Here is a 24,117-nt window from a genome sequence, read left to right as displayed (position 1 = left end):
TAGGTAGAAAAACGATATATTGGAGGATGTATTATGAAGAAGAGAAATTTCTTGCTTATTGTTAGCTGTCTGTTAATGGGTGTGCTTGCTCAATGGCTGTTCTTCGATCACACACTTGGCTTGTCCGTTCTGCTTTTTGTCTCACTTTATTACTGTTTGTTTTATTGGCAGATGAAGGGCCGGATTTTCAGGAATAGGAAAATTGGTTTTCTGCTTATGCTTTCAATATTGTCTCTATCGCTCGGGTACTTTTTGTATTGGAACATTGCGTTTTACTTATTAAACCTGATGATCTTGCCCGCGTTCATTATCATCCATTCAGTGATCATCACCAGGAGAAGGGTTCTTGAATGGAATACTCCACATTTTATCGGTTTTATGTTCTCGTTTACAGGTAAATGGCTTGCCTTTGCCTTTGGCAGGTTAGCCAAAATAAAAATGGTGTTTCAACGGAAGATGAATAATGGTTCGTATCAAGCGTTGAAGAGGATCGCCATTGGTTTGGTGATTTCAATTCCATTAGTAGGAATTATTGGGCTGCTGCTGGTTTCGGCGGATAACCATTTTGCAGATCTTATGACAAGGCTTCCTGTAAAGCTGTTCAACTTTGAAATCGGTGAAGAGGTATTCAGGTCTGCATTCATTTTATTTGTCTCCCTTATGCTTTATTCTTTTATACGAATGCTGAGGAAGAATGAAAAAGAATATCCAAAGAGGTTGGATATCCAGAGGATTTCATGGGAAAACACAATCGTTATAACTGTATTGGTTTCGCTGAATGCACTTTATGCCTTATTTACTTTTGTTCAATTTCAATACTTTTTCAGTGACACGCTGTTGACAGGATATACCTATGCTGATTATGCCCGCCGCGGTTTTTTTGAATTAATTGTCGTGACATTGATCAATTGGAGTCTCGTAGTGGCAGTAATCAAGACGACCAATACTACTAAGGGAGTAATGAGAAGAGCGACCAATCTCCTTTTGACATTGCTGATAGGAATGAGCGGTATCATGCTTTACTCTGCCTTCATGAGGCTGGGCCTATATGAGGAAGCGTATGGATTTACCATGTCACGTATACTAGCCCACTCATTTATGGGCTTGATTGGAGTCATTTTGGCATTTACATTACTTAAAATTTGGTACGTACGGTTGTCATTAAGCCGTTTTTATATCATTACGGTCATTATTTTTTACAGCGGTCTGAACATAGTGGACCTTAATGGCTGGATAGTGGACAAAAATATTGAACGGTATGAAGACACAGGAAAGATAGATCTTTATTATTTTGAACAGATGGCCTATGCAGGAACGCTTGGATTGATTGAAATATATAAAATGGATCCTGCGCTGCCTGGATTAAAGGAAGTTCTGATTGAGGAAAAAGAAGGAATCGTTCATCTTGATGAAAACTGGCAATCGGCTAACTTAGTTGAGAAAGATGCGAAGGATGCACTTGAAAAGTTGAAACTGCAGTGAAGATTGTTTATATACCTAGAATAACTATGTGTTAGAGGTGTGACATGAGAATCGTTTTAACAGGCGTGGTTGTGTTTATTGCCATGGTTCTAACTCTGTTTAGTCCATATAAGCTGATTCAAGACATTAGCGCTGATGAAATTGCAGAGGATGCCCAACTGAAGATTCATTTCCATTCAGACCCGATTCGTTCAGCGGATTATAAAGGAAGTAATACCTATATAGTGTTCACTGCAAGCGGGAACGAATTTGTTGTAATTAAGGAGTATATTACTGTAATGAATTTCAAGTGGAAAATTTACAAATATAAAGGTGGGGAAGAGGATGAGTAAACAAATGGTTATTTTCGACTCGGACGGTACCCTTTTTAATATGGAAGAAGTGCTCTCAGTCACTTTGGGGAAGACATTTGACTGTTTAAGGAAGGTATGTGAGTGGGAAGGGGAAACACCCTGGGATCACTATAATACCATCGCCGGTCTCCCTTTGCCTGAGATGTGGCAGAAACTTTTGCCGTTCCACGATCAATGGCTCCACCAAAAGGCGACCCGGCTTTTTCAGATCCACCTCCTCATGGAAATCAGAAAGGGGAGAGTCCGGTTGCATCCGTCTGCCATATCTTCTCTGGACCGGTTGTCAAAAAAATATGATTTATATTTTACAAGCAATGGCTTGAACTCTTGTTTGTTGGAACTCGTTAACCAGTTTGACCTTCATTACTATATAAAGGGGATAGTGAGTTTGGAGCGTGGTACGCCTTTTGGAAAAGAAGAGCTGTCCATAGAAGAAAAATACGGTCCCGGGGCTGTTATGGTTAGCTGCAGAAAGGCATGCTTACATTCAGGAAAAGAGAATGACTTATACACAGTCGGATGTTCCTGGGGAGCTTCTCCTGGGGAGAAGTTGGAAGAGGCGGATGCCATCATCCACACATTTAGTGAACTTGAACGGATGCTGACGTAGAAAGAGATATATCAGTAAGCGGATAAAAAAGAGGAGGAAACCATAACGGTTACCTCCTTTAATTCTGTGCATTATTCCCGTTATACCTTTGTAATTGAGCCCATTCAGTAAATGCCTTCAAGTTCTGCGATTCAAACATGGTTTTTCACCTCTATTTTCATAAGGCTCTTTTCGTAAACTTTGTTGCTATTTGATAATAATTCCGAAAGATAGTGGAGTAATGAACCGAAAAATCCCTGACTAGCAAGAGAGAAAAGGAGCTTCTCAGGTTTGGGATTTTTCCGGAATCAACAATATATACGAAAACAACCTTTCATATAAGTCGTTAGCGTTTTTTATTTTTTTTGTTAAAAAAGTGCGATAATGAATATTCATTGCCGTCTAATTAATAGATAACGATTTTATGAGGAGAAGTAAATGTCGAATCAAGAGAAAATTTCACAATGGTTCCAGCAATACAGTGACGATGTATACCACTTTTTGATTTATCGAACAGGGAAAAGCGACGTGGAGGACATGGTCCAGGAGGTTTTCATAAGGGCAATCAAGGGAGTTGATTCCTTTAAAGGCAGCGCCAGTCCCAAGACGTGGTTATTCAGTATTGCGAGGAACCTGGCAATCGATGAGTTGAAAAAGAATAGGTGGAGAAAGATCATACCGTTTCAGGCATTTCATGAACCTTTGAGTGATATCACTCCCGAAACGCTCTATCAGGAAAATGAAGAAACACAAACTCTCTATTATGCTATACAAGGGCTGAAAACCAATTATCGCGATGTCATCATCCTGAGAGGGATCAAGGAATTTACGGTAGATGAAACGGCGGAGATTTTAAAATGGTCTCCTGGAAAGGTCAGGTCGACTTATTTCAGGGCTAAGGCTGCATTACATAAACAGCTGGGAGGGCAGTAAATGAAGAAAGATTATCAGGATCTGGATGCCAAGTTAAAGGAGATACCGGTGAACAGGATAAGTGAAAACAATAAAAAGGAGATGCACCAAAACTTAATGGATCAAGTCATCCTTCATGAGAACCTGACGATGAAACAGCGATTAAAAAGACGCTTCTTCCTTTCACTCGCAAGCCTTCTTGTTGTTTGCCTTATGCTGTTTATCCTGTATGTTTCGATGAACGGGGGATTGAACGTTCTTGGGCAATCGGATTATGAGGATGTTATCCAGCATTATGACCGGGTGGAAAACCTGGAGGACTTTGAGCAATTTATGGAGGATATTGCAGATAGGAAGACTTCTTCCCTTAATGTCATCCACTATGGCATTGAAGGCCAGGAGTTGATTACACACCTTTCATATAACAATAAGGAAATAGGAATCTCTTACACTTTGTCAGGTGAAGTTTATGAAACTGATTCCTGCAAATCGATCTCAAGCAAGTCAGATAATGACTATACCAAATACTATTTGCAAAAGTGTAATAGAAATGGCGGAGGGATTGACATTGATTTACTATCCATCCCGCATATTGAACATAATGCATTTTCTAAAGCGGAAATTGTCGGAAAATCAGAAACAGGGGGGGAGCGGTTCATAGATATAATTCTAAAAACCCCGCCCTCCTTCTTAGTTGAAACAGACGGGGGAAAGTTCTCCATCTTAATAGACAACCAGCAGATGTGGTCAGAAATCGAAGTGGGGAAATTTTATCACATCCGATACGGTCTTCATAAGGACGGCTTCTTGAAATTACGGGAAAAGAGTTTAGCAACCGTACAGGAATGGTAATAGAAGTTTTTGAAGTTATGTAAAAGTTGATGTATAATCTAGTTTAGCGGAAAATTAATACATATTGTTGTATCCAGGTGATTTCAGTCGAAACTGGAATCTTAAAAGGGAAGTTGGTGTAATTCCAACGCGGTCCCGCCACTGTAAATGGGAGCAAGCTGTTGATGCCACTGTACGTTGTATGGGAAGGAAACAGCGAGCTATGACCATGAGCCAGGAGACCTGCCTGTTATTTCTTGCACCGCAAGCCTACGAGGATGGGGAGGTGTAAATTGCATGACATTTGAGCTATGTCAATATATGCCTTTTACACGTACATCTCTTTTCTCATAAAGGGATGTTTTTTTATTTTTATATTGCAGAAGGAGAGAAACTAAAATGAATAAAATTCAACTATTACTATGCACACTGCTGCTTTCAGTTGGCGTCATTGCCGGCTGCGGCAGCAGTAACGATACAAACTCTGCAAATGAGATCAAGACAGGGGAGGAACAACAAGAGGCTTCCTCCTTTCCTGTCACAATGACGGATGCGGGTGATAATGAAGTGGTGATTGAAGAAGAGCCGCAACGAATCGTTTCGCTTATTCCAAGCAATACAGAGATTGCTTTTGAACTGGGGTTGGGAGACAAGGTGGTCGGAGTCTCGGACTTTGATAACTATCCGCCCGAAGCTGCTGAGAAGGAAATGATCGGCGGTATGGAATTTAACGTGGAAAAGATCATTTCTCTGACTCCTGATTTAGTACTCGCACATGGTTCTGTAATGGGGTCGTCTGCCGAAGGGCTGCAGCAGCTGAGAGATGCAGGCATTACGGTTTTGGTTGTGAATGATGCCAAAAGCTTTGAAGAAGTCTATTCTTCCATCGAAATGATTGGGAAAGCAACGGGTGCAGATGAACAGGCTCAAAAAACCATTTCGGAAATGAAAGGCGATTTGCAGGCCGTTAAAGATAAGACTGCCGAAGCTGCCGGAAACGGAAAGAAGAGTGTGTTTGTAGAAGTGTCGCCATCACCTGAAACCTTCACTGCCGGAAGCAATACATTTATGGATGAAATGGTAGACTTGATCAATGCTGATAATGCAGCTGAAGAGCAAGAGGGCTGGGTGCAAATGAACGAAGAAGCCGTCATTGCGTTAAATCCCGAGGTGATTGTTACGACTTATGGATACTATACGGAAAATGCAAAAGAACTTGTATTAAGCCGTGAGGGCTGGGGAGATGTGCCGGCCATCAAAAATGAAAATGTGTATGATGTCCATTCCGACCTGGTCACAAGAACCGGTCCCAGATTGGTCCAAGGAGTAGAGGAACTTGCAAAAGCTGTCTATCCGGAACTATTCGAATAACAATAGAATCTATTCCTATGGATTAGCAGCTCTGTTTGTTTTCTTTTCTATATTAGCCGGTATTTCCATCGGTACGATATCTGTACCGGTATCCGACATCCTGTCGATTCTGGGTGCGAAAATTTTCCGCTATCCCGTACCGGAATCCATCGATCAAATGTATATCAATATTGTGTACAGTATCCGTCTTCCGCGGGTCATACTGGCGTTTCTGGTTGGAGCGTCCCTCGCCATTGCGGGGGCCGCTTTTCAAGGTTTATTGAGGAACCCTCTGGCTGATCCTTATACATTGGGCATATCCTCTGGAGCATCTGTAGGGGCTGTCATGACTTTGTTCTTCCGTGTCACCATTCCTTTCCTGGGGAACTTTACCCTGCCGGTGGTAAGTATCATTACTGCAACAGCAACCATCTTTATTGTCTTGTTGTTTGCACAGAAAGTTGAAAAATCCATGAAGCTGGAAACCATTATTTTAACAGGCATCATATTCAGTTCATTTTTGGGTTCCTTCATATCCTTAATGATTGCCCTTACAGGTGATGAACTTCGCCAAATCATCGGCTGGCTTCTGGGTAGTGTCTCCATGCGCGGCTGGGATTATATCAAAATCATCCTTCCTTTCTTCGGACTTGGTACGATACTTTTGCTCATGAATACCAGGGAACTGAATGGGATGAGCTTTGGGGAAGAACAGGCCAAGCACATCGGCATCAATGTTCAGGCAAGGAAGATGGTCATACTGCTTTCTGGATCAATATTGACGGGGGCAGCTGTCGCCGTTTCAGGCACCATCGGTTTTGTCGGGCTGGTCATACCTCACCTTATCCGGCTGATATCCGGGAACGATCACCGACATCTGCTGCCGCTATCCATCATGGCAGGCGGAGGGTTTCTTGTCCTCGCCGATCTGATATCAAGAACAATCATTGCACCGACAGAATTGCCGATCGGAGTGATAACAGCACTGGTTGGTGCTCCGATTTTTGCCTATTTACTAATGAAGAAAAGAGGGTAGCCCATGATAAGACTCGAAAAACTGACCGGAGGGTACGGAGACAAAAGAATTCTGAATAACATCAATGTGGAAGTGGAAAGCGGTGAGTTTTTCGGAATCCTTGGTCCCAATGGGTGCGGAAAAACAACTCTTTTGAAGATGATGAGCGGACTTCTCAAGCCTGATACAGGGAATGTAATCATTGGTGAAAAAAACCTCTCTGCTTATACAATGAAGGAACTTGCCAAACGGATGGCTGTCCTTCCTCAACTTAACTCCCAGGCCTTTAATTATAAAGTGAAAGATACTGTTTCTCTAGGAAGGTACGCTCATCAAACTGGATTTTTCAAAAATATCACTGAATATGATGAGGAAATCATTGATGCTGTTATGAGGCAGACTGGAATCCATCACTATTCGGAGCATTATCTAAATGAATTATCAGGCGGTGAGAGGCAGAGGGTGTTTTTGGCACAGGCGCTTGCACAGGAACCGGAAATACTCTTACTGGATGAGCCGACAAACCATTTGGATCTTTCCCATCAAAAAGAATTGCTGGATTATTTAAAAAAGGCAACAAAGGAGAGCGGATTGACGGTCATCTCGATTTTTCATGATTTAAATCTAGCAGGGCTTTATTGTGACCGGCTTTTGCTGATGGAAGAAGGAAGTGTTTCCATTGTCGAACATCCTGAAAAAGTGCTGAAGGAAGAAAGGGTTTCCTCCGTATATAAGACAAAGATCAAGAAGAATTCCCATCCCAGGGTGGCAAAACCGCAAATGTATTTGATTCCAGCACGGATCCAGGAAGAAGAGGAAATGTGGGTAATGGACGAAAGATATTTATCGGTCAGGGAAGACATGATTAGCCTTACGCTGCCTAAGCCGGTTAAAACAATGTCTTCTGGCGTTTGCGGTGCGGGATTAAAATGGACCTCCACCATCGTGAACCGCCATGTGCCTGATACCTATAATTGCGAGGGCTATAGAGAAGATATGAAGAGGTTCTTGTTAGAAAAAGGGATAGACCCTTCCATGACAGTTGGGATGATGACAGCAGTGATGTTGAAGGACGTCTCTTATAAAAAGGTGACAGAGGGTGACTTGTCCGTCTTTGTAGTCGTCACTGCAGGGATTGGGAATGCGGTAGATATCTCCCGAAGCAGTAATAATGCCCAACGGAAGCCGGGGACCATCAATACATGGGTTTTAGTAAATGGGGAACTGTCCGATGAGGCTTACATACAGGCGATCGTCACAGCTACAGAAGCCAAAGTCAAGGCGCTCCAGGATGAAAAAGTCATGGATGCCAGCACAAACACTCTGGCAACGGGGACTTCGACTGATAGTATTTTGATCGGGGCAACCCAGCGAGGGGAGCATCTGCCATTTGCAGGTCCAGTGACCCAATTGGGCAGGGTGATTGGGATGGCTGTATATGAAACCACCAAAGAGGCGATACATGCTTATAAGAAAAGGAAGAAACAACGTTGATCTTTCATCTGGCTTCCATTACCCTGGCTATCTTCCTGGATCGTGTTTTCTGCGACCCGCCTGCATTTCCTCACCCGGTAAGGTGGATGGGAAGGCTTATTGCCTGCTTTGATAAGGGTTGGAACAGGGGAAACAATAGAAAATTAAAAGGAATGGTCATGCTGGGATTGCTCCTGGCCATCGTTAATAAGATTACATGGTTGGTGATAACGGTCTTCTATGGGATACATCCGGCTGTAGGCATCATTGGTGAAGGAGTTCTCATTTCTACCGCCATTGCCTCCAAAAGCTTAAAAGAGGCAGCCATGGAAGTCTATCTTCCCCTTGCTGAGGGAGATTTGAAAAAGGCAAGGGAAAAACTGTCCTATATAGTAGGAAGGGATACAGACAGTCTTGCAGAAAAGGATGTTGTAAGAGGAGCTGTTGAAACTGTAGCTGAAAACACCTCCGATGGTATTACAGCTCCTCTATTATGGGCGTTGATAGGCGGAGCTCCACTTGCCCTCGCTTACAGAATGATTAATACATGTGATTCTATGGTGGGTTACAAGAATGATAGATATCTTGAATTCGGATGGGCTTCCGCCAAGCTGGATGACCTGGTCAACTGGGTGCCAAGCCGAATGACAGCTCTGGTCATGGCGATGGTGAATCCATCTAAATTCCGCAAAAGAGTGGAAGTCTTGAAGATGACAATAGAAGACAGCAGGAAGCATCCCAGTCCTAACAGCGGGTGGGGAGAAGCAGCGGCTGCCTCCATCCTTGGAATCAAGCTTGGGGGACGGAACACTTATCAAGGCATGATCTCAGACAGAGCCGAAATGGGAAGTGAAATAGTTCCATTGAACAAGGAGCACATAAGGGAAAGTATTGAACTGATGGAGAGGACCATAATCGGTTTTTTTATTTTTCTGTTACTAGGAGGGATGGTCATTGAACCTGCCTATTCATGGATCCAATCCGCATTATTTATATGAGTCTTTGAAAATACCAATGCCTGGGGAATGGCTTGATTTCTCTGTTAATTTGAATCCGCTGGGACAGCCCAAACCTTTATCTTCCCTATTAGATAGCGGGAAAATAGATTTTAGCGACTACCCGGATCCCCGGCATACAAGCTTGAGGCTGAAACTGTCCAGTGTGGAGGGATTCGATCCAGAAGGGATTTTGGTCGGTAACGGTGCAGCGGAAATCATCCAGCTGATTGCCTGTCACCTGCAAGGAAAGAAGGTTGCTGTCGTACATGCGGCATTTTCAGAGTATGAACTGGCATGCAGTGCTTTTTCCTGTTCAATTGAACACGTTATTCCTTCAAACCCACCGGAGTTTGAAGATTTTTATAATGGAATAGTGAGAGCAGATGCCATCTTCATTTGCAATCCAAATAATCCAACTGGGACTGTAATGGATCCAGCGCTTATAGAGAGAATAGTCCGATTTGCAGGAGAGAAGGGCTGCCTAGTGATAATTGACGAAGCTTTTCATGATTTTCTGCCTCAAGGGGACACCTGTAAACAAATGCTTAAAGTACACACCAACCTGATTGTACTGCGGTCGATGACCAAAATGTTTTCAATGGCTGGATTAAGACTGGGATATGCATTTATGACGGTTGAGATGAAAGAAGTGCTCGAAAAATATCAAACTCAGTGGTGCGTCAATAGTATTGCTTTAAAGGCAGGGGAAGTATGTCTTGAACAAGAGGGATTTGTCCTGAGAAACAGGGGATATGCAGCAGAGGAAAGAGCAGGGATGTTTGCCTTCCTTGGACAGAACGACTTCGCTTTCTCCCAGTCAAAAACAAACTTCTACTTAATGAAAGATAATCGTTTGGAAGAGCAATTAGATTTGATTACTTTTTTGCTTCAAAATGGAATTGTCCCCAGGCACACCTATAACTTTCCAGGGTTGGAAGGGAGATGGATCCGGATGGCTGTAAAAGATAAAGCAGCAAACAAACGCTTAATGGAGGTTTTGCAACAATGGCGGGCGAAGTGATTTTTGTTTGTGGGGGAGTCCGCAGCGGGAAGAGTACTTTCGCTGAAGAGATGGCTGTTTCACTTTCTAAAAGAAGCGGAAGTGCTCTTCATTATATAGCCTGCGGAAAGGCGGTGGATGAGGAAATGAAACAAAGGATTGCCCGGCATCAATCAGAAAGAAAAAAATCCCCTGCCGGATGGGATACTTGGGAAAAACCCTCTCATATCGGAGAATTGGCAGTGGGATTTACCAAAAGAGATATTGTACTAGTGGATTGTCTGACCACATTGGTGGCAAATGAGCTTTTTGATGAAGGAATTCCTGGGAATGATCCGGGTGAAAAGGTAATGAGGGATATCAAGAGGATTGCCTCAAAAGCTGGCAGAGTCATACTCGTCAGCAATGATGTATTTTGTGAACCACTTTCTGAAAATAAACTCGTACACCGCTTTGTCCTTACCCTCGGAACGGTTCATCAGGAAATCGCAGAAATGGCTGATGCCGCCTATTCTGTAAACAAGGGAATAGCTGTCCTGAAAAAAGGAGAAAGGATGGCCGGAGGATGAAAATCAAGGAATATCTGCTTGGACTCCTGGTCAATTTACAATTTTTCTCTACAGTACCTATTCCTCTCTCCCTAGATATGAACCCATTATTGATCAGACGTGCAGTTAAAGTGTTTCCGTTTTTTGGTCTGATTATAGGATTTATCATAAGTTTTGTTTTTACCGTTCTAAGTGAATGGACACAGCTTTCTCCACTGGCTTTGTCTTTTGTCATTTGGGTGCTGCCGGTCCTTTTGACAGGGGGAATTCATTTGGACGGTTGGATGGATACCAGCGACGCCTATTTTTCCTATCAGGATAAGGAAACGCGGCTTGACATTATGAAAGATCCAAGGGCAGGCGCCTTTGCGGTCATTTCAGTCATTGTCTTGTTAGCATCAAGATTTCTGTTTATCTATGAAAGTATTTTACATAATGTTTTGGGAGCATGGATCATTATTGCGGTGATTCCTTTGTTCAGCAGGGTATTGATGGGCATTTTGATGGTGCTTGTTCCGAGTGCCAAAGAAGACGGGATGGCCTTCTACTTCAAAAAACATACTGAACCCCGTTTGCTTTTGTTTTATCTGGTGCCTTTACTGCTGACAGGATTGGGGATATTTATCTTCCGTCCGGAACTGCTTTTTGTTTTTATGGTATTTGCTGTACTGACAGCCGTGGCAGGTTATTGGCTAGGAAGCAAAACAGTACAAGTATTTGGCGGAACGACAGGGGACACACTGGGAGCTTCTGTAGAAGGTGTGGAGGTGCTGTTATGGATGGCAGTGTGGCTATTGGCTTATACCGGCATGCTCTAACAGAAGAAAACATCGATAAAAAATATATAGGCTGGCATGATGCACCTCTGATCGAAACAGAACGATTAAAACTGGGGGAAAAAAGCCTGCTGTATCCAGCGTATGACCTGATTTTCACAAGTGACTTGAAAAGGTGCAAGGACACCGCCGAGGCTCTCTTTCCGAACACACCAATAGTAGAAACGTCCTTGCTGAGAGAAATACACTTCGGACAATGGGAAACCAAAACCTATGAGGATCTAAGGACCAATCGCCAATACTGCAACTGGCTGAACGACCAAAATCTAAAAATACCAGGAGGGGAAAGCCTTGGAGAGCTTGAAGAGAGGCTCGAAAGGTTTTGGGAGTTTTATATTAGTGACAGGCACACCCCGGAATTTGTCGAAAAGACAAAAGAGCGCAACGGTTCCTTCAGGGCAGCACTTGTAACGCACGGCGGTGTACTGAGACACTTTCTGACAAAATGGGCATCTGAACCAAAATCTTTTTGGGAGTGGAAAATCCCATTTGCAAAAGGGTATGAATTAAGCTGGTCAGCAGAAGAATGGAGGAGGAAATCAAAATGCAGTTCGTTACTGGAGGTGCCTTCAACGGGAAGGCGAAATGGGTAGAGGGTTATGATGACCGGCCAAAAAAATGGTTGAAACTCTTTAAAGCAGATAGAGCTCCGCTTCCAGGGAAATATGAAGGAACAGTTGTCATGGAAGGTCTGGAGTATCTTGTGTTATCCACAATCAGAACAGGAAAAACTAGTGATGAAGTCAGAAAGGATTTCCTTTCGTTATTTATGGAATGGAAAAGCTGGGAGGATGGATTATCGAATGAAGTGATATGGATCGGTTCTGATATCAGCAAGGGTATTGTACCCATTGAAGCTGAAACGAGACAGTGGCGGGATGTGACCGGGTGGGTCTATCAGGATTTGGCCGCCCAATCGGATAGAGTCTATGAAATCTGGTTTGGATTACCTGCCGTCCTCAAAGGCTAAAGGCGGATATCAAAAAAGCGCAAGAGAAGGAGATGGAGGAAATGAAGATATACAGCAGAAAAGGCGATAAAGGAAGAACCAGCATCATCGGCGGGAGAGTCGATAAAGATGATTTAAGAGTGGAAGCGTATGGTACGATTGATGAATTGAATTCATTTGCAGGCAAAGCTGCTGCTGAACTTGAAAGTGGGGAATTTGCTGATGTTCTGGCTGATCTGGAAAAGATTCAGCATGAGCTGTTTGATTGCGGCGGGGATCTTGCGAATGCCACGGATAAAATCCCAATGAAGCTAAAGTCTATATCAATTGATTACTTGGAAGAGAGAATTGATCAATACATTTCGGAGACACCGCCACTGGAAAAGTTCATCCTTCCTGGTGGTTCAGGACCTGCAGCGACCATCCATATTGCCCGAACCATCACGAGAAGGGCAGAACGGGAGATCGTCAGCCTGATTAAGGCAGACTCCACTGTTTCGGAAGTCACTCTTCAATACATAAACCGCTTGTCAGATTATTTCTTTGCACTTGCCCGGGTCATCAATCACCGGCTCGGTGTCAGTGATGTTGAATATGAAAGAAGTGCCAATGTGTTCTCCCCTGAACGGAAAAGGATGACAAATGATGAACAGAGTAAATAAGGTTTCCCTTATTGCCATACTGGCTGCATTGAGTGCAGTCGGAGGTTTGATTAAGATTCCGGCTGCAGCAGGAAGCGTGGCATTGGATTCCCTTCCGGCCCTGCTGGCTGCTTCTATATTAAGCGGCGGAGCAGGAGCGATTATAGCATTGTTCGGCCACTTGGTTTCAGCTCTTTTGGCGGGTATGCCATTAGGTCCGTTTCATCTTTTGATAGGTACAGAAATGGCTCTGGCCATTTGGTTGTTCGGGAGGATATTCCACAAAAATCTTCCGGCAGCAGCAGCCGGTTTATTTTTCATTTTAAATGGTTTGATTGCCCCTCTGCCTTTTTATTTTCTAATCAGCAAGGAATTCTATTTTGCCATCCTTCCGTCCCTTTGTCTTGCAGCATTTCTTAACTTAACGATGGCTCATTTTGTCTATCCGCGGTTAAATTCGACTTTTCTGAAAAAGAAGGGGGCTTGAAATGAGGGATATAATAACGATCCGATCCTCCTCTTTAGACGAGATCATCATCGGGACAGATAACAGCGGAGGCATCGGCACAAAGGAAGAAGATTTTGTCGTGGCAGAAGATGATCTAACAGCTTATTTTTCCGCGAGAGTGGCTATAATGGAAGTTATGTCTGCGAAGGGAATTCCGTTTTCCGTCCTTCTTCATAATTTTTCGGGAGACGATCGATGGGAACCATACTGTAAGGGCATTGAACGAGCATTAACGGATGCAGGTGCAGTGGACATCCCGGTAAGCGGAAGCAGTGAGTCCAATTTTCCACTGAGACAGTCTGCCCTTGGAGTGACAGTGCTGGGAAAAAGAGAAATCAGCGATGCCGATGAGCCAACCCTGCCGCAAATGGGTTATGCTGTTATAGGACAGCCATTAGTCGGGAATCTGCTTTTGGAACGAATGGAAAAAGCAGCACCGTTATCATTGTTTTCCCAGTGCTGTCAAAGTCCATTGATAGAGGACATCATACCTGTCGGATCAAAAGGGATTTTGGAAGAATTGAAAGTGATAAGCAAGAACAAAGAGCTTATAGGAAAACATGTGTCTTGTTCATTGGATATCAACATTTCCGGCGGGCCATCAACTTGTTTTATTATCAATTTCGCTGAAAAGAATCGATATTTAGTAGAGGGCTTAACCGGAAATTATTACCATCCTTTACTTATAGCAGAATAATGTAGGAATACGATGAGAATTTTCAACGATCGCTAGAAGTGCAGTCAGTGCATTAATCATTCGATGCAGTCTATATATAATAGGAAGTTTATTCATACTCAGGCCCCCGTTTTCAGCTGGTGTCTTTTGACGTATATAATGAAGAAACTTTATTTTCCCGGGTGATAATATACCTTTTTTATGATCAGCACTGAAAATAAGTATTGTTATTTACTCTGGAATGCTATACAATCACTTAGTAGTTTACTAGTGAAACTTTTTGTGCTGAATTTCGTCTAATCTACTAGATTTATGATGAAAGAAAAAAATAAGCTTCATTTTCCGAATCCTTGTTTCTGTTATTTCGGCAAATTAGGCTATGTAAAGAAGGTGCATGGTATGAATTCACGTTTGGATTATAAAAAGAAAAAGAAGAGAAGAGGACTGAAAATTGTTCTTTTCCTATTATTTATGATAACTGTGTTAGTGGGATATGCAGCTGTTCAGTTCTATCAGGGAACACAGCTTGCATCAGGAGAGGGCAATACCCCTAAAGAAGAAAATTATGAGTTTAACGGTGTGAAGGATAAAAATGGCCGGATCAATGTGCTGCTGCTTGGAGTCGACAGCCGTGGCGAAGAAAAATCCAGAACAGATACAATGATGATCGCCCAAGTCGATCCTAAATCAAATGAAACGAAGCTTGTTTCATTCATGAGGGATATGTATGTTGAGATTCCAGGCTATCAAAACTATAAACTGAACACAGCCTTTTTCCTTGGAGGTCCCGACCTTCTCAGACAGACACTGAAACAAAACTTTGGTGTCGATGTTCAGTATTATATGATTGTCGATTTCAAAGGCTTTGAACAATCCGTTGATGTCCTTGCTCCCGAAGGAATCGAAATCGATGTCGAAAAAGCAATGTCGGAAAATATCGGAGTATCCCTGGAGCCGGGCCTTCAAAATCTAAATGGTAAAGAACTCCTTGGATATGCAAGGTTCCGGGCTGATAAAGAAGGAGATCATGGACGAGTCAGAAGGCAGCAGGAAGTCATCACAGCTGTCAAAGACGAAGCATTGAGCCTTGGCAGTGTAACAAAGCTTCCGAAGATGATCGGAGCCGCACAGCCATATATTGAAACCAATATGGGCAAACTCGATCAAATCGGGATCGTGAAAGACATCCTCATGGGTGACAGCAGTGACATCGAAAAGCTGACAATCCCTGTTGAAGACACCTACACAGACGGATACTACCAGCATGCGGGAGCTGTCCTGGAAGTAGACTTTGAAACAAACAAAGCAGAGTTACAGAAGTTTTTGAATCAGTAATGAAGAAACTTTATATTTGAAGGTTGAATTTATTTAGTTCAGTGGAAAAAATGAATAATGTAACAATAGGAGGATGAAATCAATGCGATTTCATCTTTTTTTTGCGGACTGCTTCTCTTCCACAGCTTCTTTCCTCTAAAATTTTTCTTTTTTCTTCCTAAAATTTTGAAAGATTGGGGCGGAAGGTGTAGGGCTTCCTGCAGGATCATACTGCAGGTCAGACCACAGTTCGTATGGACACGTCCAGCTGAAATCATGAGGGATCCAGATCATCAAATACTGGGTCTTTTTTTTACCAAAAAGCATATCTGGAAAAAAAGCGTAAATCTCAATCTCTATTTAACGGCTTAAGCAGGGATTATCGGGGATTATTCCTCATGTGATGTGCTCAAAGAGAGATGGAACCGCTTACACTAACTAATTCAACCATATACACTAAACATTGTGCAAATCCCTTGAATCTGATTTTGTACGTGTTACGATTGTAAACGTTGAAAAAAAGCGAACAAAAATACGAACAAATAAGAATTTATTGGGAGTGGATATATTTGCTAAACAAACAAACGGTTGCTTTTCTAGGTGCAGGTAATATGGCAGAGGCCATGATTTCAGGGATGGTTGAATCAAACAAAATTCCAGCAGATCAAATCATTGTATCAAACAGAAGCAATCAGGGGCGTTTGCAAGAACTTAAAGCAAAGTATGATATAACGGCAGTTACAAAAGATGAATTAAACTTTGATGAAATAGATATGTTGATTCTGGCGATGAAGCCAAAAGATATTGATGCAGTATTAGAGTCTATCATCGATTCAGTAAACCCGAAAACGGTGATTCTTTCAGTGCTGGCAGGTATCACTACAGAACATATGGAGGAAGGGCTTCCGAAAGGCCAAAAGGTCATCAGAGTCATGCCGAACACCTCCAGCATGATGCGTGAATCCGCAACGGCTATAGCTGCCGGTGAGTATACGACAGGCAAAGACATGAAGGTAGCACAGGAATTACTTGAATGTATTGGGGAGGTTTATACAATCAACGAAGAGAAGATGGATATCTTTACAGGTATCGCCGGCAGCGGACCAGCCTACTTCTATTATTTAATGGAGCACATTGAAAAGGCCGGAAAAGACAGCGGACTTGAACCGGAAGTAGCACGTCAGATTGGAGCTCAAACCATCTTGGGGGCAGCGAAAATGATCATGGAGCGTGAAGAAACCCCTGCACAGTTACGCAAGAATGTAACTTCCCCGAATGGAACCACGGCTGCAGGCCTGGAAGCACTTGAGAAGTTTGGCGGAGGAGAAGCAATCGCTCAAGCCGTCAAAGGGGCCGAAAGACGATCAAAAGAAATCAGTTCCCAATTCAAGAAAGTATTAATTGCAAACTAAATGAGAGAAGGAATCCCTTCGCTGCATTAACACGTCACCGCAGCCGGGGACAGTCCCTCAACGCGTTAAAGTTTTAGTGTATTAACGCGTTAAAACATTAAGAGGGACTGTCCCTTTCAATGGTTTAAAGGACGAAAGTGTAGTATAGATACAAATAATGATGTAACAGGAGTGATATGATGTCTCCGGACACCAAAAAGAAGCGAATCGTAATCAAAATAGGAAGCAGTTCTTTAACAAGTCTTCACGGGGAGATGAGCCGCAGAAAGCTGGAGCGTCTTACAGACGAAGTCGTTCGCTTGAAAGATGACGGCCATGAAGTATTGCTGGTTTCATCCGGTGCGGTAGCCGCGGGTTATAGAAAGCTAGGCTGCCTGACAAGACCAAGCACACTTCCGGAAAAGCAAGCAGCAGCATCTATCGGTCAAGGATTGTTAATTGAAGCATACTCTGATTTATTTCTATCAAATGGTTATGTAGCTTCTCAGATTCTCATCACACGAAGTGATTTTTCTGATGAAAACCGATATAACAACGCGAAAAATACAATAAACGTCTTGTTGGAACGGGGAATCATCCCGATCGTCAATGAGAATGATACGGTCACAATCGACCGCTTGAAATTCGGCGATAACGATACATTATCCGCTAAGGTAGCCGGCTTGGTGGATGCAGATAAACTGATTATTTTGTCCGACATCGATGGCTTATATAATGATGATCCGCGGAAAAATCCTGAAGCAGAGCTACTTGAGGAAGTGAATGAGATCACTCCTGATATAGAAGAGATGGCAGGTGAACCGGGAAGCTCAGTCGGAACGGGAGGGATGCGTTCCAAGATTGATGCCTTTAAAATCGCCATGGCGTCAGGGATCCCATCATTCCTTGGAAAATCGGGGATCGCAAATATTATCTATGATGCGGTCCATAACGATGCAAAAGGCACCTATTTCGAAGCAAAAGAAGATGTGATCAACCTCGATACCAAGAAACAATGGATTGCATTCAATTCAGGTCCAGAAGGTGATATCACCATTGATAATGATGCTAAAGAATCCATTCTTGAAAGCAAGAAAAGCCTGAATGCTTCAGGGATTTATGCTGTAAAAGGAAGATTCAGAAGCGGAGCCGTCATCAGGATTTCAGACATGAACGATGTAGAAATTGGCTTGGGTGTCGTTAACTACGACTCTAAGCAATTAAAGAAATTCACCAATATGACAGATGTAGAACTTGAAAACTATGAAGGGGCAGCAGTGGAAATTGACAATCTGGTTTGTCATGTGGAAGTACCGATCCCTGTTGGCGTCTAAGAATTTTTTATAAAAAAACTACTATACGGAGGAATTGGATGACTTTAACAGCCAATAAAACGAATGTAGAAGAACAAGCGATTGCAGCAAAAAAAGCAGCAAAATCTCTTTCATTGTTAACGACTGAAGACAAAAATCAAGCCCTTTTGACACTTGCTTCCACTCTTGAAGAGCAGTATGCATCTATCCTTGAAGCAAATGAAATCGATCTTAGCCGCGGCCGGGAGAAAGGCTTTGATGAAGCGTTCATGGATCGCCTTTCCTTGTCAAAAGAACGTATCTGCGATTTTGCAAATGGTCTTCGTGAAGTAGCAGAGCTGGAAGATCCCACAGGTTTGACTGTCAGTGACTGGACTTTGGAAAATAACTTGAATGTCGCAAAAGTAACGGTCCCTCTTGGTGTCATTGGGATGATCTATGAAGCACGTCCAAATGTGACTGTCGATGCTACTGGCCTGGCGCTAAAGTCAGGAAATGCAATTGTGTTAAAAGGCGGATCTAACGCGATCACTTCTAACAAAGCCATTGTCGATGTTATGCACAAGGCATTGGAACACACAAAGATCCCTAAAGAAGCGGTCCAATTCATCAATACAACTGATCGTGAAGCCACACAGCAGCTGTTTACGATGAAGGAACATGTGGATGTCCTGATTCCCCGTGGAGGAGGGGCCTTGATCAATGCGGTCGTCAATAATGCTACAGTGCCTGTCCTTGAAACAGGTGTAGGAAATTGTCACATCTACATTGATAAAGACGCCGATACACAAATGGCGCTCAATATCCTGGTGAATGCGAAAACAGACCGACCTGCAGTCTGCAATGCAGCTGAAACAGTTGTCATTCATCGCGACTGGCTATCTGTAAACAAAGAGAAGCTGATTGAAACATTTAACCAGAATGGTATTACTGTTCATGGTGATCACCATGCATGTGCTGTCCTTCCAGGGTGCACGCCTGCTGGAGAAGAAGACTGGGCAAATGAATACCTGAGCCTGGACATCGCTGTTAAAATAGTCGACACAGCAGCAGATGCAATCAACCATATTGAGCAGTACGGCACCAAGCACTCTGAAGCTATTATCACTGGGAATGCTGAAACAGCTAAGATGTTCATGACACTCGTCGATGCAGCGGCCATCTATCATAACGCTTCCACGCGTTTCACTGATGGCGGAGCGCTCGGATTTGGGGCCGAAATCGGGATCTCCACTCAAAAACTACATGCACGTGGACCTATGGGTCTCCCTGCATTAACAACGGTAAAATATATGATGACTGGTAATGGCCAGATCCGATAAGACTGTAGAAGAAGTTCCCCTTCGTTCATGGGAATGTAATATACCCAATCATAGAAAAACGTCCTGCATTTAGTGCAGGGCGTTTTGTTTCTGTAAAAGGCTAATAAATAGGCCGCTATCCCGCAGAACCCCCCATGAAGAGGCGCAATAAGACCCTGAAACGGTCCAGCAACCGGCAGAAACCTGACCTTTATTGGCCCAATATTGCCTTAAATGGCCCAGCATCCTGCAGAAACGTTAATCACATTGGCTCAATAAGGCCCTAAATGGCCCAGCATCCGTCAGAAACCTGACCTTTATTGGCTCAATAAGACCGAAAATAGCCCAACATCTTGCAAAAACCAGAATCTCGTTGGCCCAAAAAGAGCCTAAATGGCCCAGCATCCGGGCAGAAACCAGAACCTCGTTGGCTCAATAAAGTCCTAAATGGTCCAGCATCCGTCAGAAACCAGACCCTCATTGTCTCAATAAAGCCCAAATTGCTACAACAAATCGAAAGAAACCCCTCTCACTGTGTTGATTTCACCATACCAATCAGGATGCATTATCAGACCTATTTATTAAGACTTCCAGGAATTCCACTATTAGTCATTTTTCCTTTATAATAGAGTAATCAACTTGAATAAGGTTCCATCATTATATATAATCAAGTAGATTATATATAATGATGCAAAATGACTGCCTTAAAACGAAGTAAAGGACTGTAGGATATGGAGAATGTAAAGAAAGGGAGATCACTCGTTTCCTTAAAAGATGAAGTAAAACAGAAGCTGCGGGACGACATCATCCAGAATACCCTTAAGCCGGGTGACAGGATTGTCGAAACAGAGGTTGCTAAGAGGCTTGGAATCAGCCAGGTGCCTGTCAGGGAAGCTCTAAGGGGATTGGAAGAAGAAGGACTGATTAAAACGATCAAGTATAAAGGTGCATTTGTTACGGAAATCAATCCGGTGGAAATGTATCATATGTTTTCACTGCGTGCTGAAATTGAAACCAATGCGATTGAATCTGTCCTTCCCAATCTTACCAAGAGGAATTTTGGTGAACTGTACGACATTGTCGATAAAATGAAATATGGTAAAAAAGACTATGGTGTTCAGTCAGAATTGGATATGGAATTCCACCGGACTATCATTGAATGGGCTGAAATCGATATCTATGTAAGAATATGGACAATGTTGAATACGCATATAAGAAGGTATATCACTATTTTGAACCCGCAAGTGAGAATTCTTCCCGAAGAAGTGTATCAGTATCATCTGGACCTTATAAAAACGCTCGAGGAGAAAAATGTGGAAAAATCCAAGCAGGTCTTTAAAGAACACATTATGAAAATGGTATCTAAATAAACTTCCAAAAGAGCTATTATATATAAAATTAAAAATTATATATAATAGCTCTTTACTTGGATGAAATTATTATATATAATTCTAATTATTATATATAATATGAAATTATTAAAAGAATCAAGCGGGTTTATTTTTTTTTGCAGTCAAATGACAGCGTTTCCATTCGGTCTTTAAAAGAAAGATGTTTCCGTGCAGGTTCTTGCTTTCGAGAAGATCAAGCTCTGGATTTTTTCTAGGGTATGAAAAGTTTTCCCTCTCAACAAAGGGGGCAGCTCTTTTCTTTCTTACCAGGGAAATTCTTATTAAATAGCAGCAAAGTATAAGAAAAGAGCCTAAAAGAAATGTCTAAATCAGGTATCCACAGTATTTCGAATACTGTTCAATACAATTACGAATTAATTAGGGGGAGAAGGATGAGAAAAAAATTCAAGGTCTTAGTCGTACTAATCACTGTATTTTTGATGATAGGGTTGGCGGGATGCGGAAAAAGCCAAACTGGTGCATCAGCAGATGAATCAGGTGAGATAACTCTGAAGCTGGGTCATAACCAGCCGACAGAATCTCAATTCCACGCAGGAGCGGAGAAGTTTGCTGAGCTTGTCTCAGAAAAAACTGATGGAAGAGTAAAAGTGGATGTCTACCACAGCAGCCAGCTGGGGGACGAAGGGGAATTAGCTGAAGGCACGAAGCTCGGAACGGTTGATATTGCCCTAGTCGCTTCCGGAAGTGTAACGAAATATTATCCTAGATTTTCAATTTTTGATCTGCCGTTCCTCTTTAGAGACTCAGAACATGTCGATAACGTGTTGCAAGGTGAAGTGGGGGATTTGCTTGCTAAAGAAGCAGAAGAACAAGGCGGATTTAAAGTCATGAGTTATTGGGAGTCAGGGTTCAGACATTTTCTAAACAGCAAACAGCCATTGAAATCACCAGAAGATCTAAAAGGCTTAAAAATCAGGACACCGGAATGGCCGGTATTGATCTCCACAACAGAAGCTCTTGGTGCCAACTCGGTCCCTATGCCTTTCTCTGAACTTTATATGGCTGCACAGCATGGGGTGGTCGATGGCCAGGAAGGACCGGTATTTGCCATAAAGAGTTCCAAGATGTATGAGGTTCAGGATTACATGGTCATGGATGGTCATACATACACATCTATGCTGCTTATCATGAATCCTAACAAATTTGACGGACTTTCAGAAGAGAACCAAAAAGCTGTGATGGAAGCTGCGAAGGAAGCGGGAGATTATGAGAGAAAGCTGATCCGTGACAATGAGAAGAAAGAACTTGAGTACCTGGAGACGGAAGGCGGATTAACGATTGAAAAGAGTCCTGATAAGGAAAAATGGAGAAATTCTGTTCAATCTGTATACGAGAAATATTCAGATGAATTTGGGGAAGATCTCATTCAGCAAATTATTGATACAAAATAACAATCCGATTCATAAAGAGGCTGCCAGAGTCTCTTTATGAATGAATTTTAATAGGAGGGGGATCAATGTGGAGACGTTAAATCGAATCGGCGTGATACTTGAAAAGCTGATTGTTTATACAGTTTTGATTCTTATGGCTGTACTGATATCCCTTGTTTTTATGCAGGTAGTCCTTCGATATGTTTTTTCTGGAGGGATGGTATGGGCAGAGGAACTTGACCGGTACCTATTTGTCTGGCTCATGTTTCTTGGGATTACCATGGGCATTTATAAACAAAAACATATTGCGATTACATTCATTACAGATAGATTAGGGAAATTTTCCAATCCTGTCCATATCCTTGTTCATCTTATTACAGGGTTATTCTTCGCTGTTTTGTTTTGGCAGGGGTATCAATTTGTGATGATAAGTATGTCCGGAATGGCTTCAGTGCTGCCCATCAAACTGGGCATCATCTATAGCATCATCCCGGTATCCAGTCTTTTGGCTATCATTTTTCTTGTCATTGTATTGGTTGGACGAAAGGGGGATAAGCTGTGATTGCTTTATTATTTATTGCTTTCTTTCTATTATTGATCATTGGAGTGCCGGTTGGCATTTCTTTAGGTGTAGCAGCCATTGTTACCATAGTTTGGGAAGGTACCATCCCTCTGATGGTGATACCGCAAAAAATGTTCATATCCATGAATAGCTTTACGCTGCTGGCAATCCCTTTCTTCATGCTGACAGGAGTCATTATGGACAAAAGCGGACTGACACAGCGCCTTGTTAATTTCGCTGACTCCATCATCGGTTGGACGAAGGGTGGAATGAGTTATGTCAGCGTAACATCTGGAATGATGATGGGAGGTATTTCAGGATCGGCTCCTGCTGATACCGCCGCTCTCAGCAGCGTCATGACACCAAGTATGGTGAAAATGGGATATCCAGCAAGGTTTGCGGCTGCATTACAGGCGGCCTCCGGATCGATCGGGATCATTATACCTCCGAGTATTCCCATGGTTGTCTTGGGCGGAATTGCCAGTATATCAGTAGGGAAATTATTCTTGGGCGGAATTATACCAGGGGTGTTAATTGGGATTTTACTTATGGTGGTATCTGGGATCATCTGCAGAAAGAACGGGTATGGAAAGGGTACTGCCAAATCTTTTTCCTTACGGTATTTTGCAGATAGTTTCAAGAAGGCCATTTTGCCTTTATTAGCTCCCGTCATTATTGTCGGGGGAATTCTGACAGGTGTCTTCACACCAACCGAATCCAGTGTCATTGCAGTCGTTTATACATTGATTCTTGGATTGGCAGTCTACAAAAGTATAAAGCTTCGAGAATTGCCTGCCATTTTCATGGAAGCCATAATCAGTTCCGGGAACGTCCTGTTAATCATTGCAGCTTCTTCTTTATTCAGCTGGATCCTGGTTAGCCATAACTTCCCGCAAGTTCTCAGTGATTTAATTACAAGCGTATCAGACAGCCCAATTTTTATCATTTTGGTCATCAACTTGATCTTTATTGCAGGTGGAATGTTCATTGAAGGTCTTGCATTGTTAATCATGTTCGTTCCAATCTTAATGCCTTTAGCAATGGCTGCCGGAATGGACCCGCTTGTATTTGGAGTCATGATCGTTATCAATATCGCAATTGGAACGCTCACTCCTCCTGTAGGTGTATGCCTGTTTGTGGCGTGTTCTTCTTCAGGTGTTAAGCTCGATCACGCAATGAAGAGTGCCGTGCCATTTGTCCTGGTTCTGTGCTTTGCTTTAGGACTGGTTGTGTTATTCCCGCAAATAGTAACATTTATTCCGAACTTGATAGAGTAATTGAATTAAAAAAGGA

At 42.6% G+C, this 24,117-nt stretch carries 25 protein-coding genes and 1 riboswitch; all 25 genes read left to right on the top strand.

Annotation, left to right across the window (positions count from 1 at the left end; all coding sequences use genetic code 11):
• Positions 1-33: 33 nt before the first annotated feature.
• The 25 genes from AC4E8A_RS13975 (at position 34) to AC4E8A_RS13855 (ending at position 24,101) form a co-directional block, all read left to right on the top strand.
• Complete coding sequence (locus tag AC4E8A_RS13975) at positions 34-1,482, top strand: DUF4153 domain-containing protein (protein ID WP_490193753.1); 1,449 nt, start codon at positions 34-36, stop codon at positions 1,480-1,482.
• A 44-nt stretch (positions 1,483-1,526) separates the two neighbouring features.
• The gene (locus AC4E8A_RS13970; RefSeq protein ID WP_490193752.1) at positions 1,527-1,814 is read left to right on the top strand and encodes a hypothetical protein; all 288 of its coding nucleotides are present in this window, start codon (positions 1,527-1,529) and stop codon (positions 1,812-1,814) included.
• Entirely contained in the window at positions 1,807-2,445 is a 639-nt protein-coding gene (locus AC4E8A_RS13965; protein WP_490193751.1) for an HAD hydrolase-like protein, read from the top strand. Before AC4E8A_RS13970 ends, AC4E8A_RS13965 begins: the two co-directional genes overlap by 8 nt.
• Positions 2,446-2,862: 417 nt before the next feature.
• Entirely contained in the window at positions 2,863-3,357 is a 495-nt protein-coding gene (locus AC4E8A_RS13960; protein WP_490193750.1) for an RNA polymerase sigma factor, read from the top strand.
• Positions 3,358-4,188 (top strand): DUF4362 domain-containing protein, encoded by an 831-nt coding sequence (locus AC4E8A_RS13955; RefSeq protein ID WP_490193749.1) that lies wholly within the window; start codon positions 3,358-3,360, stop codon positions 4,186-4,188.
• Between the two features lie 58 nt (positions 4,189-4,246).
• Positions 4,247-4,432, top strand: a riboswitch (cobalamin riboswitch).
• 134 nt (positions 4,433-4,566) lie between these two features.
• Entirely contained in the window at positions 4,567-5,538 is a 972-nt protein-coding gene (locus AC4E8A_RS13950; protein WP_490193748.1) for an ABC transporter substrate-binding protein, read from the top strand.
• A complete protein-coding gene (locus tag AC4E8A_RS13945) occupies positions 5,504-6,553 on the top strand; it encodes a FecCD family ABC transporter permease (protein ID WP_490193747.1) in 1,050 nt (349 codons plus the stop codon). The genes AC4E8A_RS13950 and AC4E8A_RS13945 overlap by 35 nt, the downstream gene beginning before the upstream one ends.
• A gap of 3 nt (positions 6,554-6,556) precedes the next feature.
• The gene (locus AC4E8A_RS13940; protein WP_490193746.1) at positions 6,557-8,026 is read left to right on the top strand and encodes an adenosylcobinamide amidohydrolase; all 1,470 of its coding nucleotides are present in this window, start codon (positions 6,557-6,559) and stop codon (positions 8,024-8,026) included.
• Complete coding sequence (gene cbiB, locus AC4E8A_RS13935; protein WP_490193745.1) at positions 8,023-9,003, top strand: adenosylcobinamide-phosphate synthase CbiB; 981 nt, start codon at positions 8,023-8,025, stop codon at positions 9,001-9,003. Before AC4E8A_RS13940 ends, cbiB begins: the two co-directional genes overlap by 4 nt.
• Complete coding sequence (locus AC4E8A_RS13930; protein ID WP_490193744.1) at positions 8,960-10,024, top strand: pyridoxal phosphate-dependent aminotransferase; 1,065 nt, start codon at positions 8,960-8,962, stop codon at positions 10,022-10,024. Before cbiB ends, AC4E8A_RS13930 begins: the two co-directional genes overlap by 44 nt.
• The gene (locus AC4E8A_RS13925; protein WP_490193743.1) at positions 10,009-10,572 is read left to right on the top strand and encodes a bifunctional adenosylcobinamide kinase/adenosylcobinamide-phosphate guanylyltransferase; all 564 of its coding nucleotides are present in this window, start codon (positions 10,009-10,011) and stop codon (positions 10,570-10,572) included. Before AC4E8A_RS13930 ends, AC4E8A_RS13925 begins: the two co-directional genes overlap by 16 nt.
• The gene (gene cobS, locus AC4E8A_RS13920; RefSeq protein WP_490193742.1) at positions 10,569-11,369 is read left to right on the top strand and encodes an adenosylcobinamide-GDP ribazoletransferase; all 801 of its coding nucleotides are present in this window, start codon (positions 10,569-10,571) and stop codon (positions 11,367-11,369) included. The genes AC4E8A_RS13925 and cobS overlap by 4 nt, the downstream gene beginning before the upstream one ends.
• Complete coding sequence (locus AC4E8A_RS13915; RefSeq protein WP_490193741.1) at positions 11,327-11,980, top strand: histidine phosphatase family protein; 654 nt, start codon at positions 11,327-11,329, stop codon at positions 11,978-11,980. Before cobS ends, AC4E8A_RS13915 begins: the two co-directional genes overlap by 43 nt.
• Positions 11,932-12,357, top strand: a complete 426-nt coding sequence (locus tag AC4E8A_RS13910) for a bifunctional adenosylcobinamide kinase/adenosylcobinamide-phosphate guanylyltransferase (RefSeq protein WP_490193740.1) — start codon at positions 11,932-11,934, stop codon at positions 12,355-12,357. The genes AC4E8A_RS13915 and AC4E8A_RS13910 overlap by 49 nt, the downstream gene beginning before the upstream one ends.
• Before the next feature lie 41 nt (positions 12,358-12,398).
• Positions 12,399-12,998, top strand: coding sequence for a cob(I)yrinic acid a,c-diamide adenosyltransferase (locus AC4E8A_RS13905; protein WP_490193739.1), 600 nt, complete (start codon positions 12,399-12,401; stop codon positions 12,996-12,998).
• Positions 12,979-13,464 carry an ECF transporter S component gene (locus AC4E8A_RS13900; protein WP_490193738.1) on the top strand — a complete coding sequence of 162 codons (486 nt, stop codon included), beginning with the start codon at positions 12,979-12,981 and terminating at the stop codon, positions 13,462-13,464. The genes AC4E8A_RS13905 and AC4E8A_RS13900 overlap by 20 nt, the downstream gene beginning before the upstream one ends.
• Position 13,465: 1 nt before the next feature.
• A complete protein-coding gene (locus AC4E8A_RS13895; RefSeq protein WP_490193737.1) occupies positions 13,466-14,182 on the top strand; it encodes an ATP-binding protein in 717 nt (238 codons plus the stop codon).
• Positions 14,183-14,560: 378 nt separating this feature from the next.
• Entirely contained in the window at positions 14,561-15,496 is a 936-nt protein-coding gene (locus AC4E8A_RS13890) for an LCP family protein (RefSeq protein ID WP_490193736.1), read from the top strand.
• Between the two features lie 590 nt (positions 15,497-16,086).
• Positions 16,087-16,887 carry a pyrroline-5-carboxylate reductase gene (gene proC / locus AC4E8A_RS13885; protein WP_490198874.1) on the top strand — a complete coding sequence of 267 codons (801 nt, stop codon included), beginning with the start codon at positions 16,087-16,089 and terminating at the stop codon, positions 16,885-16,887.
• A gap of 179 nt (positions 16,888-17,066) precedes the next feature.
• Complete coding sequence (gene proB, locus AC4E8A_RS13880; protein WP_490198873.1) at positions 17,067-18,200, top strand: glutamate 5-kinase; 1,134 nt, start codon at positions 17,067-17,069, stop codon at positions 18,198-18,200.
• A 38-nt stretch (positions 18,201-18,238) separates the two neighbouring features.
• Positions 18,239-19,501: a glutamate-5-semialdehyde dehydrogenase gene (locus tag AC4E8A_RS13875; RefSeq protein WP_490193735.1), complete on the top strand. Its 1,263-nt coding sequence runs from the start codon at positions 18,239-18,241 to the stop codon at positions 19,499-19,501.
• A 710-nt stretch (positions 19,502-20,211) separates the two neighbouring features.
• Positions 20,212-20,850, top strand: a complete 639-nt coding sequence (locus AC4E8A_RS13870) for a GntR family transcriptional regulator (RefSeq protein ID WP_490193734.1) — start codon at positions 20,212-20,214, stop codon at positions 20,848-20,850.
• A 413-nt stretch (positions 20,851-21,263) separates the two neighbouring features.
• Entirely contained in the window at positions 21,264-22,283 is a 1,020-nt protein-coding gene (locus AC4E8A_RS13865) for a TRAP transporter substrate-binding protein (RefSeq protein WP_490193733.1), read from the top strand.
• A gap of 67 nt (positions 22,284-22,350) precedes the next feature.
• The gene (locus AC4E8A_RS13860) at positions 22,351-22,824 is read left to right on the top strand and encodes a TRAP transporter small permease (protein WP_490193732.1); all 474 of its coding nucleotides are present in this window, start codon (positions 22,351-22,353) and stop codon (positions 22,822-22,824) included.
• A complete protein-coding gene (locus tag AC4E8A_RS13855; protein WP_490193731.1) occupies positions 22,821-24,101 on the top strand; it encodes a TRAP transporter large permease in 1,281 nt (426 codons plus the stop codon). The genes AC4E8A_RS13860 and AC4E8A_RS13855 overlap by 4 nt, the downstream gene beginning before the upstream one ends.
• Positions 24,102-24,117: the final 16 nt, after the last annotated feature.

It is taken from the genome of Bacillus sp. SRL337 (genome assembly GCF_984799155.1).
The sequence above is the reverse complement of the archived record's forward strand: the minus strand, read 5'-3'. Positions and strand labels throughout refer to the sequence as shown.

Coding starts and splice junctions, on each gene's coding strand:
- AC4E8A_RS13865 (WP_490193733.1), top strand. CDS start 21,264: ATGAGAAAAAAATTCAAGGTCTTAGTCGTACTAATCACTGTATTTTTG.
- AC4E8A_RS13925 (WP_490193743.1), top strand. CDS start 10,009: ATGGCGGGCGAAGTGATTTTTGTTTGTGGGGGAGTCCGCAGCGGGAAG.
- AC4E8A_RS13955 (WP_490193749.1), top strand. CDS start 3,358: ATGAAGAAAGATTATCAGGATCTGGATGCCAAGTTAAAGGAGATACCG.
- AC4E8A_RS13895 (WP_490193737.1), top strand. CDS start 13,466: ATGAGGGATATAATAACGATCCGATCCTCCTCTTTAGACGAGATCATC.
- AC4E8A_RS13970 (WP_490193752.1), top strand. CDS start 1,527: ATGAGAATCGTTTTAACAGGCGTGGTTGTGTTTATTGCCATGGTTCTA.
- AC4E8A_RS13905 (WP_490193739.1), top strand. CDS start 12,399: ATGAAGATATACAGCAGAAAAGGCGATAAAGGAAGAACCAGCATCATC.
- AC4E8A_RS13950 (WP_490193748.1), top strand. CDS start 4,567: ATGAATAAAATTCAACTATTACTATGCACACTGCTGCTTTCAGTTGGC.
- proB (WP_490198873.1), top strand. CDS start 17,067: ATGTCTCCGGACACCAAAAAGAAGCGAATCGTAATCAAAATAGGAAGC.
- proC (WP_490198874.1), top strand. CDS start 16,087: ATGGCAGAGGCCATGATTTCAGGGATGGTTGAATCAAACAAAATTCCA.
- AC4E8A_RS13960 (WP_490193750.1), top strand. CDS start 2,863: ATGTCGAATCAAGAGAAAATTTCACAATGGTTCCAGCAATACAGTGAC.
- cobS (WP_490193742.1), top strand. CDS start 10,569: ATGAAAATCAAGGAATATCTGCTTGGACTCCTGGTCAATTTACAATTT.
- AC4E8A_RS13940 (WP_490193746.1), top strand. CDS start 6,557: ATGATAAGACTCGAAAAACTGACCGGAGGGTACGGAGACAAAAGAATT.
- AC4E8A_RS13890 (WP_490193736.1), top strand. CDS start 14,561: ATGAATTCACGTTTGGATTATAAAAAGAAAAAGAAGAGAAGAGGACTG.
- AC4E8A_RS13915 (WP_490193741.1), top strand. CDS start 11,327: ATGGATGGCAGTGTGGCTATTGGCTTATACCGGCATGCTCTAACAGAA.
- AC4E8A_RS13870 (WP_490193734.1), top strand. CDS start 20,212: ATGGAGAATGTAAAGAAAGGGAGATCACTCGTTTCCTTAAAAGATGAA.
- AC4E8A_RS13965 (WP_490193751.1), top strand. CDS start 1,807: ATGAGTAAACAAATGGTTATTTTCGACTCGGACGGTACCCTTTTTAAT.
- AC4E8A_RS13975 (WP_490193753.1), top strand. CDS start 34: ATGAAGAAGAGAAATTTCTTGCTTATTGTTAGCTGTCTGTTAATGGGT.
- AC4E8A_RS13900 (WP_490193738.1), top strand. CDS start 12,979: ATGATGAACAGAGTAAATAAGGTTTCCCTTATTGCCATACTGGCTGCA.
- AC4E8A_RS13875 (WP_490193735.1), top strand. CDS start 18,239: ATGACTTTAACAGCCAATAAAACGAATGTAGAAGAACAAGCGATTGCA.
- AC4E8A_RS13910 (WP_490193740.1), top strand. CDS start 11,932: ATGCAGTTCGTTACTGGAGGTGCCTTCAACGGGAAGGCGAAATGGGTA.